This window comes from Holdemanella sp. (assembly GCF_056804935.1).
On the sequence record NZ_DBMEXE010000014.1, the window covers coordinates 1 to 16,725 of the forward strand.

General features: G+C 34.9%; 17 protein-coding genes, 6 tRNA genes, 1 other RNA gene and 1 other annotated feature. Of the genes, 19 read left to right on the plus strand and 5 right to left on the minus strand.

Going from position 1 to position 16,725, the window contains the following annotated elements; translation table 11 throughout:
* Positions 1 to 18: 18 nt before the first annotated feature.
* The gene (locus tag ACZQCL_RS01440) at positions 19 to 1,167 is read right to left on the minus strand and encodes a 3-phosphoglycerate dehydrogenase family protein (RefSeq protein WP_288523185.1); all 1,149 of its coding nucleotides are present in this window, start codon (positions 1,165 to 1,167) and stop codon (positions 19 to 21) included.
* Positions 1,160 to 2,245 carry a 3-phosphoserine/phosphohydroxythreonine transaminase gene (gene serC, locus ACZQCL_RS01445; RefSeq protein ID WP_482481656.1) on the minus strand — a complete coding sequence of 362 codons (1,086 nt, stop codon included), beginning with the start codon at positions 2,243 to 2,245 and terminating at the stop codon, positions 1,160 to 1,162. The genes ACZQCL_RS01440 and serC overlap by 8 nt, the downstream gene beginning before the upstream one ends.
* Positions 2,246 to 2,465: 220 nt before the next feature.
* Between serC and ACZQCL_RS01450 the strand changes: the two genes are divergently transcribed.
* From ACZQCL_RS01450 to phoU, 5 genes are all read left to right on the plus strand, one after another.
* Complete coding sequence (locus ACZQCL_RS01450) at positions 2,466 to 3,341, plus strand: phosphate ABC transporter substrate-binding protein (RefSeq protein WP_337526499.1); 876 nt, start codon at positions 2,466 to 2,468, stop codon at positions 3,339 to 3,341.
* Between the two features lie 63 nt (positions 3,342 to 3,404).
* Positions 3,405 to 4,298 carry a phosphate ABC transporter permease subunit PstC gene (gene pstC, locus ACZQCL_RS01455; protein WP_288524677.1) on the plus strand — a complete coding sequence of 298 codons (894 nt, stop codon included), beginning with the start codon at positions 3,405 to 3,407 and terminating at the stop codon, positions 4,296 to 4,298.
* A 2-nt stretch (positions 4,299 to 4,300) separates the two neighbouring features.
* Positions 4,301 to 5,179 carry a phosphate ABC transporter permease PstA gene (gene pstA, locus ACZQCL_RS01460; RefSeq protein WP_227991532.1) on the plus strand — a complete coding sequence of 293 codons (879 nt, stop codon included), beginning with the start codon at positions 4,301 to 4,303 and terminating at the stop codon, positions 5,177 to 5,179.
* An 11-nt stretch (positions 5,180 to 5,190) separates the two neighbouring features.
* Positions 5,191 to 5,943 carry a phosphate ABC transporter ATP-binding protein PstB gene (pstB, locus tag ACZQCL_RS01465; protein WP_118114322.1) on the plus strand — a complete coding sequence of 251 codons (753 nt, stop codon included), beginning with the start codon at positions 5,191 to 5,193 and terminating at the stop codon, positions 5,941 to 5,943.
* Positions 5,943 to 6,596, plus strand: a complete 654-nt coding sequence (gene phoU, locus ACZQCL_RS01470) for a phosphate signaling complex protein PhoU (RefSeq protein ID WP_333672583.1) — start codon at positions 5,943 to 5,945, stop codon at positions 6,594 to 6,596. The genes pstB and phoU overlap by 1 nt, the downstream gene beginning before the upstream one ends.
* A gap of 45 nt (positions 6,597 to 6,641) precedes the next feature.
* Here the strand turns inward: phoU and ACZQCL_RS01475 are convergent.
* Positions 6,642 to 6,717 (minus strand) — tRNA-Ala (locus ACZQCL_RS01475).
* A gap of 64 nt (positions 6,718 to 6,781) precedes the next feature.
* Here ACZQCL_RS01475 and ACZQCL_RS01480 point away from each other — a divergent pair.
* From ACZQCL_RS01480 to ACZQCL_RS01525, 10 genes are all read left to right on the plus strand, one after another.
* Positions 6,782 to 7,960, plus strand: coding sequence for a CapA family protein (locus tag ACZQCL_RS01480; protein ID WP_337533172.1), 1,179 nt, complete (start codon positions 6,782 to 6,784; stop codon positions 7,958 to 7,960).
* The gene (smpB, locus tag ACZQCL_RS01485) at positions 7,957 to 8,415 is read left to right on the plus strand and encodes an SsrA-binding protein SmpB (protein WP_117571648.1); all 459 of its coding nucleotides are present in this window, start codon (positions 7,957 to 7,959) and stop codon (positions 8,413 to 8,415) included. Before ACZQCL_RS01480 ends, smpB begins: the two co-directional genes overlap by 4 nt.
* 21 nt (positions 8,416 to 8,436) lie before the next feature.
* Positions 8,437 to 8,827: a transfer-messenger RNA gene (gene ssrA, locus ACZQCL_RS01490) on the plus strand.
* A gap of 89 nt (positions 8,828 to 8,916) precedes the next feature.
* Positions 8,917 to 9,291, plus strand: coding sequence for a NifB/NifX family molybdenum-iron cluster-binding protein (locus ACZQCL_RS01495; RefSeq protein WP_418582160.1), 375 nt, complete (start codon positions 8,917 to 8,919; stop codon positions 9,289 to 9,291).
* A gap of 49 nt (positions 9,292 to 9,340) precedes the next feature.
* Positions 9,341 to 9,544 (plus strand) — a binding site (T-box leader).
* 40 nt (positions 9,545 to 9,584) lie between these two features.
* A complete protein-coding gene (thrS, locus tag ACZQCL_RS01500) occupies positions 9,585 to 11,333 on the plus strand; it encodes a threonine--tRNA ligase (RefSeq protein WP_154555334.1) in 1,749 nt (582 codons plus the stop codon).
* Between the two features lie 147 nt (positions 11,334 to 11,480).
* Positions 11,481 to 11,571 (plus strand) — tRNA-Ser (locus ACZQCL_RS01505).
* Positions 11,572 to 11,591: 20 nt separating this feature from the next.
* Positions 11,592 to 11,667: transfer RNA gene (locus tag ACZQCL_RS01510), tRNA-Asp, on the plus strand.
* Positions 11,668 to 11,672: 5 nt separating this feature from the next.
* A tRNA-Gly gene (locus tag ACZQCL_RS01515) sits at positions 11,673 to 11,746 on the plus strand.
* Positions 11,747 to 11,762: 16 nt separating this feature from the next.
* Positions 11,763 to 11,838 (plus strand) — tRNA-Asp (locus ACZQCL_RS01520).
* Between the two features lie 77 nt (positions 11,839 to 11,915).
* Entirely contained in the window at positions 11,916 to 12,770 is an 855-nt protein-coding gene (locus ACZQCL_RS01525) for a DUF1848 family protein (RefSeq protein ID WP_118114318.1), read from the plus strand.
* Here ACZQCL_RS01525 and ACZQCL_RS01530 read toward each other — a convergent pair.
* Both ACZQCL_RS01530 and ACZQCL_RS01535 read right to left on the minus strand, forming a co-directional pair.
* Positions 12,751 to 13,356, minus strand: coding sequence for a TlpA family protein disulfide reductase (locus ACZQCL_RS01530; RefSeq protein WP_482481662.1), 606 nt, complete (start codon positions 13,354 to 13,356; stop codon positions 12,751 to 12,753). The two genes, ACZQCL_RS01525 and ACZQCL_RS01530, sit on opposite strands and share 20 nt — an antisense overlap.
* Positions 13,357 to 13,429: 73 nt before the next feature.
* Positions 13,430 to 13,506, minus strand: a tRNA-His gene (locus ACZQCL_RS01535).
* Between the two features lie 104 nt (positions 13,507 to 13,610).
* On the opposite strand from ACZQCL_RS01535, the gene radC reads away from it, so the two are divergent.
* Genes radC through ACZQCL_RS01555 form a run of 4 tightly spaced genes read left to right on the plus strand, consistent with a single transcriptional unit; the run spans position 13,611 to position 16,655 of the window.
* Complete coding sequence (gene radC / locus ACZQCL_RS01540; protein ID WP_118114316.1) at positions 13,611 to 14,285, plus strand: RadC family protein; 675 nt, start codon at positions 13,611 to 13,613, stop codon at positions 14,283 to 14,285.
* Between the two features lie 47 nt (positions 14,286 to 14,332).
* Complete coding sequence (mreC, locus tag ACZQCL_RS01545; RefSeq protein WP_337525267.1) at positions 14,333 to 15,169, plus strand: rod shape-determining protein MreC; 837 nt, start codon at positions 14,333 to 14,335, stop codon at positions 15,167 to 15,169.
* Positions 15,166 to 15,732 (plus strand): hypothetical protein, encoded by a 567-nt coding sequence (locus tag ACZQCL_RS01550; RefSeq protein WP_227993872.1) that lies wholly within the window; start codon positions 15,166 to 15,168, stop codon positions 15,730 to 15,732. The genes mreC and ACZQCL_RS01550 overlap by 4 nt, the downstream gene beginning before the upstream one ends.
* A gap of 59 nt (positions 15,733 to 15,791) precedes the next feature.
* Positions 15,792 to 16,655, plus strand: a complete 864-nt coding sequence (locus ACZQCL_RS01555) for a 5'-3' exonuclease (protein ID WP_482481664.1) — start codon at positions 15,792 to 15,794, stop codon at positions 16,653 to 16,655.
* Positions 16,656 to 16,725: the final 70 nt, after the last annotated feature.

A 16,725-nucleotide genomic window follows, 5' to 3' on the forward strand; every position in this document is an offset into this window, starting at 1 on the left:
TCATAGTACAATCCCATCCTATTTCTTATAAGTAGATACTCTAATCATACCATTGATTTTTTCAATTGGAGAAATATCAACTTCTGAATCTAAATCAATAATTGTATACGCAATATCTTTTTTAGATTTATTCATTAAGTTTTCAATATTAGCATCCTTAAAAATATCTGTGATTTGAGAAATCATTTTAGGCTTATTTTCATGAATACAAGTGATTCTAAATGGTGAATTCATATCCATCTTCGCATTTGGTAAATTGACAGAATTTGATATATTTCCATAAGTTAAATAATCCATTAGTTCCTGAGCGGCTTTTACAGCACAATTCTCTTCACTCTCTTCGGTTGAAGCACCTAAGTGAGGAATTGCGATGACTTTATCATTTTGAATAACTTTTAAACTTGGAAAATCAGTCACATAAGATTCAACTTTGTTGTCATCTAATGCCACCAATAGAGCATCTTCATCAACGAGGCCACCACGAGCAAAGTTTAATAATTTGACGCCATCTTTCATCTTGTCAAAACTATCTTTATTGATAAAGTTTTTAGTTCCATCATTTAAAGGCACATGAATCGTAATAAAATCACATTGACGATATAAATCATCAATATTTGTGACATGATTTACATATCGAGATAAGTTCCATGCAGCATCGACTGACATATATGGATCATATCCATAAACTTTCATACCAAAGCGTAAGGCTAGATTGGCAACCTGGATACCAATGGCACCACAACCGATGACACCTAGTGATTTACCGGTTAATTCATGTCCAGCATATTTCTTTTTTTGTTTTTCAATATCTTTTGTGATGTTCTCATTTTCTTTTTGCGTTTGGATCCATTCAATACCATGATAAATATCACGACTTGCAAGTAACATACCCGCAAATACAAGTTCTTTTACGGCATTACTATTTGCACCTGGAGTATTGAATACGGCAATCCCTTTTTTAGTACAAGTATCAATATCAATGTTGTTGACACCAGCACCTGCACGAGCGATGGCTTTAAGGTTGGCATTATATTCAATATCATGAAGATTGGCACTACGAACTAAAATGGCATCTTCATCTTCCATATTTTCGTTTACTTCATAATCTGGCGTAAACTGATCTAAACCAATTTGCGCAATATTATTGTAGAGTTTTATTTTAGGCATTATAATTCTCCTCTTCAAATTTCTTCATAAATGCAATTAGGGCTTCTACACCTTCAAGTGGCATGGCATTATAAATACTTGCACGCATACCACCAACCGTTCTGTGACCTTTAATATTTACAATTCCTGCTTCTTTTGCTTCTTTAACAAATTTAGTATCTAGATCTTTATCACCAGTCACAAAAGGAACATTTGTATAAGAACGATCTTCAGGTACAACAGGATTTGAATAGAGTTTAGAAGCATCGATATAGTCATATAATAATTTAGCTTTTTGACGATTGATCTTTTCCATGTTTTCCAATCCACCAATTTGTGTTTCTAGCCATTCAAGTACTAAACCACAAATATAGATGGCATAAGTAGATGGCGTATTGAACATAGAATCATTGTCAGCATATGTTTTGTAGTTTAACATGCTTGGTGTTTTTTCATCAGCTAAACCAATCAAGTCTTTTTTTATGATAACCACAGTTAAACCTGCAGGCCCCATATTCTTTTGGGCACCGGCAAAAATTAAATCATATTTAGAAACATCCGTTCTTTCACTTAAAATACAACTTGATAAATCTGCAACTAATAACTTTCCTTCATGTGGAGGAAGTTCTTTATATTTAGTTCCATAGATTGTGTTGTTCTCACAAATATATACATAATCAGAATCTTCACTTAAATCTTCTTGTTTAATTTTAGGAATATACGTAAAGTTATCTTCTGCACTTGATGCGACTACATTTACTTTTCCTAATTTTTCATGTTCTTTTAAAGCTTTCTTTGTCCATTGACCCGTATTGATCAAATCTACGTTATGTTTTTCTAAATTCAAAGGAATCATAGTAAATTGTAAAGAAGCACCTCCTTGTAAGAATAAAATTTCATATTCATCAGGAATGTTCATCAATCTTTTTAATCTTGCTTTACAAGTATCTATAATATCCTGGAATTCACTGGAACGGTGGGACATCTCCATAACACTCATTCCACTATTATGAGTATCTAACATTTCGCTTGCAGCTTTTTTTAAGACCCATTCTGGTAAGCATGCGGGACCGGCACTAAAGTTATATACACGTGTCATTTTGTTACCTCGGTGAAAATATTTCCACCTTTCCTTTCTTTTGTGTTTCATGATTATACATTTATTTACATTATATTTCAAGAAATTTGTTCATAGATTGAATTCATGTGTACTTAAAATCAAAACAAATTATTTAACAAAACCTTAACAGAACCATTTTTTTCGTTTAACAAACATGCATTATGATATGTGTGTCGAAAGAAAAGAGGACAAGGAAAATATGAATAAGTTTTTAAAAGGTGCAATGATCGTAGGATTATCTGCAGCTATGGTAGGATGTAGTTCAAATGTTGCATCCGATGACAGTGATTCAAAAAATGAAAGTTTAAGCGGAACAATTACAGCCGCAGGTTCAAGTGCGTTGAAACCATTGGTGGATGTTGCAGCCGAACAGTTTTCAAACGAAAACCTAGATGTTTCAATTACAGTAGATGCTGGTGGTTCAGGAGAAGGCTTAAAACAGGTAGCTGATAAAACCGTTACACTAGGAAACTCCGATGTTGCAGCTGAAGAAAAATTAGATAAGGATCAAGCTAAAGATTTAGTCGATCATCAAGTTTGTGTTGTAACAATGGCTCCAATCGTAAATAAAGATGTTGGTGTTAAAGATTTAACCAAACAACAATTGATTGATATCTTCACAGGAAAAACAACAAACTGGAAAGATGTTGGTGGACCAGATGAAGACATTGTCTTAGTTACTCGTCCAACTTCATCAGGAACAAGAGCAACATTCCAAAAATATGCATTAGATGGAAATGAAGAAGCAAGCAACACTTCAATGGAAACAGATGATTCTGGTGTATTGTTACAAAATGTAACAGATACAAAAGGTGCAATCGGTTATGTGGCATTATCTTATTTAGTAGACAATGACGATGTAGATACAGTCGCAATTGATGGGGTTGAACCAACATTAGAAAACACATATAGTGGTGACTACAAAGTTTGGACATTCGAACACATGTACACAAATGGAGAACCAGATAAAGCAACAAAGGCATTCTTAGATTACATCATGGGTGAAAAATTCGGTAAGAAAATGGAATCATTAGGCTATGGTGTTTCTAGCAAAATGGAAAAAACAGATCACTAATTGCGAGTTCTTTAACGGACATTGAAATATATGTCCGTTATTCATTTAGTTTGGAGGAATTTGATGAGTCGTAAAAGCATGTTTTGTAAAGAATATTTTTGGCAGATTCTCGTTACAATTGGTGGTCTGTTCGTGATATTTGTAACTCTATTAATTGGAGCTTTTCTAGTTTATAAAGGTTCTGATACATTTTTAAAATTTCATCATACTCTACAAGAGTTTCTTGGCAGTGCAAACTTTGCACCAATGGATAATGCCAGTTCAAAAGGACATGTAGGAGCCTTGATCTTTATTGTTGGATCGCTATGTGTTTGTGGATTGGCCTTATTGATTGCCACGCCTTTTGCGTTAGGATCATCTATTTTTATGACAGAAATTTCACCTAAGTTTGGTGAAAAATTCTATCGTCCTATGGTAGAAATTTTTGCCGGAATTCCTAGTGTTGTCTATGGATGGGTTGGATTAACGGTCTTGATTCCGTTCTTAAAGAAAGTATTTGATTTGCAGGTAGGACACTCTATACTTGCAGCAAGTCTTGTTTTATCCATTATGATATTTCCATCAATTACCAGTGTTGCCAGTGATGCGATTCGAGCTGTTTCAAAAGAAACACGAATGGCTGCTTATGGACTTGGCTCAACACGCTGGCAAACGATATATCGTGTCGTAATTCCTGCTGCATTACCTGGAGTCATTTCAGGAATTGTTTTAGGACTGGCAAGAGCGTTTGGTGAAGCTTTAGCTGTTGCGATGGTTATTGGTCAGACAACGGCTTTACCTAAGAGTATTTTTTCTACTTCAAAAACACTAACAACGGAAATTGCAGCTCAAATGGGAAATGCGATGGAAGGTGGAGAAATGAAGGCAGCCCTATGGACAATGGCTTTATTGTTGTTCTTGATTTCGTTATTGTTTATTACTATTATTCATAAGTTTTCAAAACCGAAAGGAGAATAGAGATGGATTCTAGAATTAAAAGAGCAAAAATGATTGATCAATTCATGACAATCGTCTTCTATGGTATCGCCTTATTCTTCTTTTTACTTCTTGTAGGCTTTGCCGGTAAAGTTATTATTGGGGGCTTGTTAGGGGCTAAACCAGAAATGTTTGGCTTTACTCGATCTGGCAGCATTGGAAACCAAGTTTTTAATACGATTTACTTAGTATTTATTTCTTTGTTGGTTTCGGTTCCAATTGGAATATTAGCCGGCATTTATTTGGCGATGTACGCAAAACCAGGGCTTGTAACACGCTTTTTAAGAACTTGTATTGAAACATTGTCTTCTTTACCAAGTATTGTTGTCGGTTTATTTGGATATTTGATTTTCTTAGTTGTCATTGGATTATCAAAAAGTTTATTAGCAGGTGCTCTGTCTATATCAATTCTAAGTTTACCTTTGATTACAACAACTACAGAAGATGCGATAAAAGGTTTGCCTGAAGGCTATTATCACGGAAGTATGGGACTTGGAGCAACAAAGTGGCAAACCATATTCCATGTACTATTGCCAGCATGCCTATCACGTATTATGACCGGTGTTATTTTAGCGGCTGGTCGTGGATTTGGTGAAGCTGCTGTATTACTTTATACAACTGGTTCAGGAAGCGATTTGCGTTGGAATAATTTTAGTTTTACTTCTCCAACATCGCCAATTAATGTGTTAAGACCTGCTGAAACATTATCTATCCAAATCTGGAACTTACAAACCAATGGACAAGATCGAGCATTGGCTAATTTATCTAGTGCTGTGTTGATGATTTTAGTATTGGCATTTAGTATTGGAGCCAATGTCTGGTCAAGACACATTTCCAAAAAACAAGCTGGATTAGAGAAATAGAAAGGTTATGTATGAATAATAAATTTACAGTGAATGATCTGAATTTATATTATGGTGATTTTCATGCCTTAAAGAATATAAATTTGGATATCAAAGAAAAAGAAATTACAGCATTCATTGGTCCTAGTGGATGTGGTAAATCAACATTTTTAAAAACATTGAATCGAATGAATGACTTGGTGGAAAGTACTAAAATCACAGGTGATATTTGCCTAGATGGAACGGATATCTACAAAAATATGGATGCGATTGAATTAAGACGTAGAGTTGGAATGGTATTTCAACAGCCTAATCCATTCCCAAAAAGTATTTATGACAATATTGCGTATGGCCCAAGAATTTTTGGAATCAAAAAGAAAAGTGAATTGGATGAAATTGTTGAAAGAAGTTTAAGACAAGCTGCCATTTGGGATGAAGTGAAGGATCGTCTACATAAATCAGCTTTAGGAATGTCTGGTGGCCAACAACAACGCTTATGTATCGCAAGAGCCTTGGCTATGCAGCCTGAAGTATTGTTGATGGACGAACCTACAAGTGCTCTAGATCCAATTTCAACTAGTAAGATTGAAGAATTGACTTTAGAATTGAAAAAAGACTATACAATCGTTATTGTTACTCACAATATGCAGCAAGCTATGCGTATTAGTGATAAAACAGCCTTCTTCTTATTGGGTGATTTAATTGAGTATAGTGATACAGAAACATTGTTCTCTACGCCAAAAGAAAAGAAAACAGAAGACTATATTACAGGGAGGTTTGGATAATGGTTTTACCTACAAAGTTTTTAAAACAAACAAAACAGTTAGAACTGACTATGACACAAATGTCTCAAGACTGTTTAAAAGGATTGTGGTTTTGCAAGCACGCTATTTTAGATGGAAACAAAACTTTAGTTCAAGATGTTTCGCAAATGCATGAAGAAGTGAGTGAACAAGGAAGAGAAGCTGAACAAATTTGTATGAAGATTCTTCTTCTTCAACATCCGGTTGCGAAAGACTTAAGACGTATTACTGTAGCTACAAATACAATTCGTGATCTAACACGTATCATGGATCAGGAAAAAGAAGTTTCAGAACTGATTTGTGCTTTGAATATGGAAGATTTAGTTGTGGATGATAGTATTCAACAACAATTTATCATCGCAAAAGAAATGATTACACTTGCGATTGAAGGTTTTATTCAGAAAGACGAAAAAGCAGCAGATCAAGTTATTAAAATGGATGATCAAGCGGATGCACAATATGAAAAGGCTAAAGAGGTCTATGTTGATTTATTGGCCAGAAAAGAGCATGATACAGGGACTCTAGTGGATGTGTTACTTGTCGGTAAGTACTTAGAAAGAATTTGTGATCATTGTGTAAATATTGGAAAATGGGTTCTTTATCAAAAGTCTGGTATTTTTGAAGCAATTGAATAAAACAAAAAAGCTGTAAGCAAATTTGCTTACAGCGTATTTTTTACTTGGTGGAGCGTATCGGGATCGAACCGATGACCCCCTGCGTGCAAGGCAGGTGCTCTCCCAGCTGAGCTAACACCCCAAGTGCCTTTTAATATTACCTAATAATTTTGGAAAATGCAAGCTTTTTTTGGTAAAATTAAATTATGAAAAAGAAATGGACATGGATCATTATATTATGTATATTCAATTTCAGCTTAATGGGCTTTATTTTAACACACCCCACACCAAATTCGAAAGAAGCAACAAAGGTTGTAAAAAATGTTTCTTCAAAAAAACAGGAAGATAAAAAATCATTTACGTTTGTAGGTGTAGGTGACAACTTGTATCATGGTGCGATGTATTGGTACCCATACCAAAGAGATGGATATTACAATTTTGATTCCTATTATGAAATGACAAATAAATATACACAAAATGCAGATTTGGCATATATCAATTTTGAAACTTTATGCATTGGAGAAGAGTATGAATTGAGTGGATACCCTACTTTTAATGGACCTACAGAAATTCTGTCTTCAGTCAATAAGGCTGGCTTTGATTGGTGGAGTTTAAGTTCAAATCACTCTATGGATCGAGGGGCTGAGGGCTTATTAACACAGATTGATTTGATTCGAAAGAATTATCCAGATGTTATTACGACGGGTTCGCATACGTCTCAAAAGGATAAAAAGCGTACATTAGTAAAAGAAATCAATGGAATCAAAGTAGGATTTCTTGGATATACCTATGGCTTGAATGGATTTAGTGTGCCTGAAGATAAGCCATGGCTTGTGGATTTGATTGATAAGGATCAAATGAAAAAAGATATGGAAGCTTTAAGTAAAGTGAGCGATGTCCAATTGGTTTCTATGCATTGGGGTGAAGAATATCAGATGGAGCCGACTGAAGAGCAGGAAGATTTGGCAAATTATTTAAATGAACTAGGTGCCGAGGTTGTGATTGGTTCACACCCACACGTTATTGAACCGGCAAAAGTTATTAAAGGAAAGAAGCAAGATACACTTGTGTATTATTCATTAGGAAATTATACGAGTGCCCAGGATATGGATATTACTATGGTTGGTGGAATGGCGAGCTTTACACTGAATTATGATCTAGATACAAAAAAGACTTCTTTTACAGATACTAAATTTATTCCATTGATTACATGGTTTGATGTAGGGTATAATGCATGGAAGACTTACCCAATCGAAGATTACAATGATTCGCTTGCACAAACACATAACTTAGCTTCGAATTATGATCTTTCAAAAGAATGGGTACAACAATTTGTCCAGTCTGTAATGCAAGATTGTGATGGAGTAGAGGTGGTTTTAGAATGAGTCAAAATCAAAAGACAATAGCCGAAAATCGTAAGGCAAGACATGAATATGAGTTGTATGATCGTTTTGAAGCAGGTTTAGTGCTTCAGGGAACAGAAATTAAAAGTATTCGAAGAGGAAAAGTTCAATTAAAGGATAGCTATATCAGTTTTCAAAAAGGGGAAGCTTTTATTAAAGGTATGCATATTTCTCCTTATGAATTTGGAAACCGATTTAATCATGATGAAACGCGTGATCGCAAACTCTTAATGCATAAGCAGGAAATTCAAAAATTGGAGCAATCTGCGCGTGTAAAAGGATATACAGTCGTTCCAGTAAGAATTTATTTATATAAAGGTTTGGCAAAGTTAGAAATTGCTTTGGCGAAAGGTAAAAATCTTCATGATAAGCGTGAGTCTCAAAAGGCGAAGGATGCGCAAAGAGAGATTCAAAAGGCCTTGAAAAATCAGTATTAATAGATTATACTGATGTTCCTTGGGGATGTTCAGGCATTCGATGAGTAAATGTTTGGATTCAGCCACAGCCACGAAGGATACGTGTAATAACCAACTTAAATTAATTGCTAAAAATAAACTTGCTAATGTATTTGGTATGAACCAAAGCATGGCTTTCGCTGCTTAATTTTATTGCCTACGTTTGGCTTTGCAGCCCCTTTCTGAAATTTCGCTTTCTTATTTCAGACTGAGTGTTAAAGAAAAGAAGATAGAAATAAGTATTGGCTAGCTGCTTATTTTGAATCAACTATAGCTAACCCAAAAGAATTTTTGTTTCCATCCGAAACTTTTGGATAACTAGATGGAAAAAGCTGTAAACGCTGTCTCGTGGGACTTTGCTTAGACAGGAGTTCGATTCTCCTCATCTCCACCAAAGACTATTAACGCCTATTCAGGGCGTTTTTTTCATGCCTTCAATTATTTGGATAAACCATATATAATGGAATGGAAAGAAGGTATAGTATGAAAATTGCAGTCAGTTATAAGGATGGAGAAGTATTTCAACACTTTGGTCATAGTTCAGAATTTAAAATCTATGAAACAGATCATAATGAAATTATTAAGAGTGAAGTAATTACAGTCGAAGGACATGGACATGTTAGTGTTTCGAATGCTCTAAAAGAACAAAATGTAAACATTGTACTTTGTGGTGGTATTGGACAAGGGGCTAAAACTGCATTGGCTAGTTTTGGGATTCATTCATTTGGTGGAGTAACCGGAAATGCGGATGAGGCTGTTAAGAAATATTTAAGTGGAAAACTAGAATTTACAACGGATGTGACTTGTACAAAACATGATTCTGGCGAAAGTCATTCATGTGGTGGACATTGTCATTAATTCTTGAGTTTTTCTTTTGACACACCTCGTATTTCGGTCTATAATCTAGGCAACAATAGTGATAAGGATATGAATACATTCTATTCAAATGTAGAGAGAGTGTGGTTGGTGAAAACACTTTGCGAATGTATGTATTTACTCCCTTTGAATTGCCCTTGAAAAAGTGTGCCGTAATTCTTGCGTTAAAAGGTTTGAGGTGTATACAGTAATTGTATAAACAAAGGTGGTACCGCGTGCGACAGACGTCCTTTGATGGCTGTCGCTTTTTATATGGAAAAATGGAGGAAAGTAAAATGGAATTAGTGAATGTATTAGAAAATGAACATTTATCTATGTTGAACCACTCATGTGCTCATATGATGGCTCAAGCTGTTAAGCGTTTATATCCAAATGCTAAATTCTGGGTAGGACCTGTTATTTCTGAAGGTTTCTACTACGATATGGATTTAGGAGATGTAAAATTAAAAGAAGAGGATTTGGCAAAAATCGAAAAAGAAATGAAGAAAATTGCCAAAGACGGAAAGAGAATTGTTCGTGAAGAAATCTCTAAAGAAGATGCTTTAGAAATGTTCAAGGATGATCCTTATAAAATTGATTTGATCAACGGATTAGAAGATGGAAATATCACAATCTATCGTCAAGGTGAATTTGCGGACTTATGTCGTGGACCTCACGTTGAGACTGTTAAGATGTGTAAAAACTTTAAATTGTTGAAACATTCTGGTGCTTACTGGAAAGGTGATGCAAACAATAAAATGCTTCAACGTGTTTATGGTATTTGTTTCGATACAAAAGAAGAATTGGAAGCTCACTTAGAAGCTTTAGAAGAAGCTAAAAAACGTGACCACAAGAAATTAGGGAAAGAAATGGGCTTATTCACAATTAGTGAATTTGCGCCAGGTATGCCTATCTTCTTGCCAGATGGAATGATTTTACGTAACATTTTGGAACAATACTGGTATCAAGAACATACAAAAGAAGGATATCAATTCATTAAGACTCCAATTATGATGTCAAAAGAATTATGGGAGTTGAGTGGACACTGGGATCACTATAAAGACAACATGTACACTTCAATGGTCGATGATCGTGAATTCGCAATTAAACCAATGAACTGTCCAGGAGCTTTATTAGTATATAACTCAACTTTGCACTCATATAAAGATTTACCATTGCGTTTAGGGGAATTAGGACAAGTACACCGTCACGAAGCAAGTGGTGCATTGAATGGATTGTTCCGTGTGCGTACATTCACACAAGATGATGCGCACTTATTTGTAACTCCTGATCAATTGGAAGAAGAAGTTAAAAAAGTATTACAATTGGTAGATCGTATTTATTCTGTATTTGGTTTACCATATGAAATTGAATTATCAACACGTCCAGAAAGTGGATATATTGGATCTGAAGAAATTTGGGATGCTTCAGAAAAAGCATTGGCACAAGCTTGTGTTCATGCAGGTAAAGAATATAAAGTAAATCCTGGAGATGGTGCATTCTATGGACCTAAATTGGATATCCATATCAAAGATAGCTTAGGACGTGTATGGCAATGTGGTACTGTACAGTTGGATATGAACTTGCCTGAAAGATTCGAATGTAAATATGTAGATGCAGATGGAACAAAGAAAACTCCAATTATGTTACACCGTGTAGTTTATGGATCAGTTGAACGTTTCATTGGTATCTTGATCGAACACTTTGGTGGACACTTCCCATTATGGCTAGCTCCACGTCAATTTGTTGTAATTCCAGTACACCACGAAAAACATGTTGAATACGCAAATAAAGTATGTGATGCATTAACAGCATTAGGAATGCGTGCAACAGTAGATTCTCGTAACGAAAAATTGGGTTATCGCGTTCGTGAGGCACAGCTACAAAAGGTTACTTACCAAATCGTAGTTGGTGATGGAGAGCAAGAAAACAATACAGTTACAATTCGTCAGAGTGGTAAAAAGGATAGTGTTACATTATCTTTAGATGAAGCTTTAGCTAAATTTAAAGCTGAAGTAGACAACAAAACATTGTTTGGAAAGTAAGAGTTTAGAGGTCAAAAATTGACCTCTAAATTTTTTTTATCTTTTTTAAAAAAATTGCTTGCAATAAGTTTTTATCCATGTTATTATTAACGGGCGTTACGGATAACGCAGGTTGTTCTAAAAAATAAGTATTCTGGAAATATTCTTGGAGAAGTACTCAAGTGGCTGAAGAGGTGCCCCTGCTAAGGGTATAGGTCGGGAAACTGGCGCGAGAGTTCAAATCTCTCCTTCTCCGCCATCTTATTTTTGGAAAATTATGGTCCAGTGGTGTAGTGGTTAACATGCCTCCCTGTCACGGAGGAGATCGTGGGTTCGAGTCCCATCTGGACCGCCATTCATGCAGATGTAGTTCAATGGTAGAACACAGCCTTGCCAAGGCTGATACGGGGGTTCAATTCCCCTCATCTGCTCCATTTAAAATTAAATATTGGTCCAGTGGTGTAGTGGTTAACATGCCTCCCTGTCACGGAGGAGATCGTGGGTTCGAGTCCCATCTGGACCGCCATTTAGAAATTTAAGTCATCTTAGGATGACTTTTTTCTTTATATTGACTATTGTTTTGTTTCTTAGTTTAATAAACCTATGATTATTAATGCGAGTGGAAGAACAGATATTGTAGCATATTATATGGATTGGTTTGTGAACCGCTGGAATGAAGGGTATTTTGATGTAAGAAACCCTTTTAATCCAAAACTTGTCAGTCGTATCTTTGTATCTGATGTAGATATGATTGTATTTTGTACAAAAAATCCATTGCCATTGCTTGATACAATACATTTATTTTCTGTACCCATTCAGCTACAAGTTACCATCACTGGATACTTTAAAGATATGGAACCTCAAGTACCTGACAAAGGAGAAATCATTGCGTGTGTTCAAAAACTGTCTTCTTATCTAGGAAAAGAAAATGTATGTGTGCGATATGATCCAATTCTTTTGAATTCCAAATATAATGTTGATTATCATGTTCGTGCCTTTAATAAATTATGCACAATGTTAAAAGGATATGTATCTAAAATAATTGTCTCTTTTGTGGATGATTATAAAAATGTTCGAAATAATCATTTGGATTATCATGAACCCTCTAATGAGGAATATCTTAAGTTAAAAGAAGCTTTTGAAAAGAATGATATGAAGATTGTTAGTTGTATGGAAAATAAATATCATATTGGTGATGAAAAGGATTGCTGCATCAGCATTAAATATGCCTTTGAAAGAACAGGCAAGCTTTTTAAAGAATGGAAGGCAAGAGATTGCCATTGCGTGAATATGGTGGATGTTGGTGCTTATAATTCATGTTTACACGGATGCAAATATTGCTACGCCAATTTTGATTCCAAACAAATTGTATCAAACTATAAGATGCATGATGTGAACTCTAGTTTATTGATTGGACATTTGAATTTGGATGATCAAGTCAAAATACGAAGAAAATAAAATGAGTGAAGCTAGTTTGTTTTGCTTCACTCATTAATTTTGTATAGATTTTTGTTAGTTGCTCTTTTTCATCGTTTGTCATTTTTCTTTCGGTCGCATCATGACTTTCTGATGTTCCTTCATGTCCATCAATGACTTTTCCATTCTTTACAACTAGCACTAGAGGAACATACAAGGTTAGAACATCCTCATCGTTATTTGACATATAATCTTGGATATATGGTTCAATAATCGCTTTTTGATCATCTGTATAAAGACGATTCTTTTCTTCGTCTCTTACTTTTACATATTGGATGTCGATCCCATTGTCTTTTGCGACTTTCTTTAAAATGGGTTTAGCTTCTTTGCACCAAGGACAACTTGAAAATCCGAAATATAAAACACCCGATTTTTCTTGAGTGAAGTATTGAATGGCTTCATCAAAGCTAATTTCATTAAAATTTGTTTTAGTATTGTCTTTTTCGTTGCACTTTTCTTCTTCGCTTGTTACATCACAAGCTTTTTTTGAAGTCGAAGTTGTACTCTTTGTTGGTGCTTGACACGCGCATAATGTAAGACTTAAAAGTATGAGTAATAATTTTTTCATGTTCCTAATATACAAATAAATTTAAAAAAAGTAAATAAAAAAGCTTCGATCTCTCGAAGCTTAAAAATCTTAGTGGGGCGGCTGACGCGATTCGAACGCGCGCGTGACGGAGCCACAATCCGCTGTGTTAACCAACTTCACCACAACCGCCATGTTTGCTTGACGCTTAAATAATATACCATGTGATTCTGTACTTTGCAAGCAAAAAAGTAAAATAAATTAAAAAAAGTGTATTTTTTTTCGTATAAGAGTATATGAAGGTAAAAGAGATGGAAGTGGAACAGCGCCCACGAGAAAAAGCGCTACGCTATGGCTTAGAATCTTTGAGCGATTTAGAGTTGGTTGCCTTGATTCTTCAAAGCGGGAATAAAAATCGTTCCGTATTCGAAATTGCATCCGATGTATTGAAAGAAAGTGAAGGTTTATCAAAATTAATGTCAATGCATGTAAATACATTGATGCAGATTCAAGGAATACGAGAAGTTAAAGCTTTACAGCTTCTGGCAAGTGTGGAACTCAGTAAACGTGTCATTAGATCAAAGGTATATCATGCCTCCATTATGAGACCTGAAGATGTGATTGAATGGTTTGAATTTGAGTATGGCTCTTTGCCACAAGAATGTTTTATTGCTCTGTATTTAGATACTAAAAGTAAACTCATTTCTCATCGTGTTTTGTTTAAGGGAACATTGAATGAAAGTGTAGTACATCCTAGAGAAGTGTTTAAAGAGGCTTTTCTTCAAAACGCAAACTCCGTTTTGATTGCCCATAATCATCCGTCTGGTGATTGTACACCATCCAAAGCAGATTTTGAGGTGACCTATAAAATGGTTCATGTCGCAATGACAATGGGAGTGAATTTAATTGATCACATTATTGTAGGACAAAATCAATATTATTCGTTTAAAGAGCATAAATATCTCGATTGAAAGAAGGAGGCTTTATCGCTATAATATAAGTTAGTTTGGGGGATATTATGCGTAAATTTACTCGAATTCAAAAAAGATTACTTACGACAATTGTCGTTTTATGTATACTAGCATGTGCAATGTTTGGCTTAAGACAAAACTCCATCACGAATATTGGATATAGTGCATGGACATACTTAAAATATGGATTAATTCAATATCCGCTGTCTTCAATCGGAAATGCAGTTAATGATTTTGCGAATCTTTGGCATGCTTATGATGATAATGAATATTTGTCAAAACAATTGGCAGAACAAAAGAATTATCAGACGGCATATGAAGATGAAAGAAATAAAAATAAACAACTTGAAGGGTTGCTTGAAATGAAAGACGGATTTGGGGATGCTAAAACAATCAGTGTATCTGTTTTAGAACGTTCAAGTGATTCGTGGTTGCAGACAGTGACAATTTCAGCTGGCAAAAAACAAGGGGTAGAAAAGAATATGCTTGTGGCAACAAGTGATGGTGCCATTGGCTTGGTTGAAAGTGTTCAAACAATGACGAGCACTGTACAATTGTTGACAAGCCAACATTTAAGTAATGATATTGCGATAAAGATGTCTTTGGAAGATGGTACAAGTGTAGAAGGTGTTTTACAATCGTATGATACAGAAAAAAAGGCATATCGAGTATCTTTATTTGACAATGATGCGATTGTCACAAAAGGACAAAAAGTTGCGACAAGTGGTAAGGGTGGAAATTATCCGAGTGGAATTTTGATAGGTGAAGTAAAAGATGTATCTTTAAATGATGACTCCATTATTTCAACTGTCTATGTATCACCTGTATCCAATATGAAAAGCTTTGACTATTGTCTTGTGATTGGAAAAGAGGAGAGTAAATGATAAATAAGGAACGTTATTCATTTATTTTCTTAGCCATTTTAGCTATGTTAGATCAATTGATTGCTTCTTTGTTTGGCGTTGATTTTACATATTCCTCACTATCTTTAGTTAGCCATCTATGTTTTTGTGGATGCCTATTAGTAGTGTTTCATGAAAGAAGTTTAAATCGGTTTCTATATGCTTGTTTATGTGGCCTTTGTGTGGGAATGTTTTTTACTTCAGACTGGCTTGTTAAGATGCTTTTGTTTGGCTTGTTTGGCTGGGCTATTGGCTTTTTTCAAGAAGCGATGGATCAAGATCACTGGGTACAATTTGGTATTGTATTCCTAATGATGTTTGCGAATGATTTAATTTGTTTTTTTGGCGCAAAGATCTTCGGATATCTCACAATGAGCTTTGTGAAATGGTTTATTCACGTTGAAGCTTTGACATTGATTTTTAATGGTGTGGCTATATTCGTGTTGATCTATATTATTACAGTATTCATGCGATATGCGACAATCAAAGATATTCGATTTAAGCGGATGGAAAAGTTGAAAATGCAAAATATTCGAAGGAAATGAGTCAGGGATTCGTTTCCTTCTTTTCATATATGTTAAAATAGAAGAAAAGAGGTACGCGTATGAAAAAACTATTATTATTAGATGGAAACTCCATGCTATTTCGTGCATATTATGCAACGTTATATACACATAGAATGACTACATCCAATGGCATTCCAACCAATGCGGTTTATGGCTTTGTGATGATGTTGAACAAGGCAATTGACATTATTGAACCAGATAAGATTTTAGTGGCTTGGGATGCAGGAAAACCTACGTTTAGACACAAACAATTTGAAGCGTATAAAGGAACACGAAAACCATTGGATGAAGAATTGATTGTTCAATTTCCAATTGTTAGAGAATACTTGGATGCGGCTGGAATCAAACGTTATGAACAAGAAGGTTATGAAGCTGATGACATTATTGGAAGTATGGCCAAATGCTGCAAAGATGTTCAAACTACAATTCTGACTAGTGATCGTGATTTATTACAGTTGATTGATTCAAGTACACATGTTCTTTTGATGAAAAAGGGCTTAAGTGAAATGGATCTAATGGACGAACAAAATTTAATGGATACGTATGGAATTACTCCAAGTCAAGTTATTGATATGAAAGGATTAATGGGTGATACAGCCGATAATATTCCAGGCGTAGCCGGTGTTGGTGAAAAGACAGCCTTGCGTTTATTGAATCAATATTCCACTGTAGAAAATGTTTATGCTCATATTGATGAAGTAAAAGGAAAATTAAAAGAAAAGCTAGAAAAAGATAAAGATAATGCCTTCATGTCTTTAGAATTGGCTACTATTTATACAAAGATGGAATTGCCATTTGAATTATGCGATTGTGAGTTTACAGGAATTCAAGATAATGTGAATGCATTCTATGAAAAATATGAAATGCGATCATTGGTAAATCGTACGAAACAGAATTCATAAGCAGAAAAAAAAGAATGAAAAAAAGATAAATAATCTTGTTTATTTGTTGTTCTATTCTTTTGTTGTAACT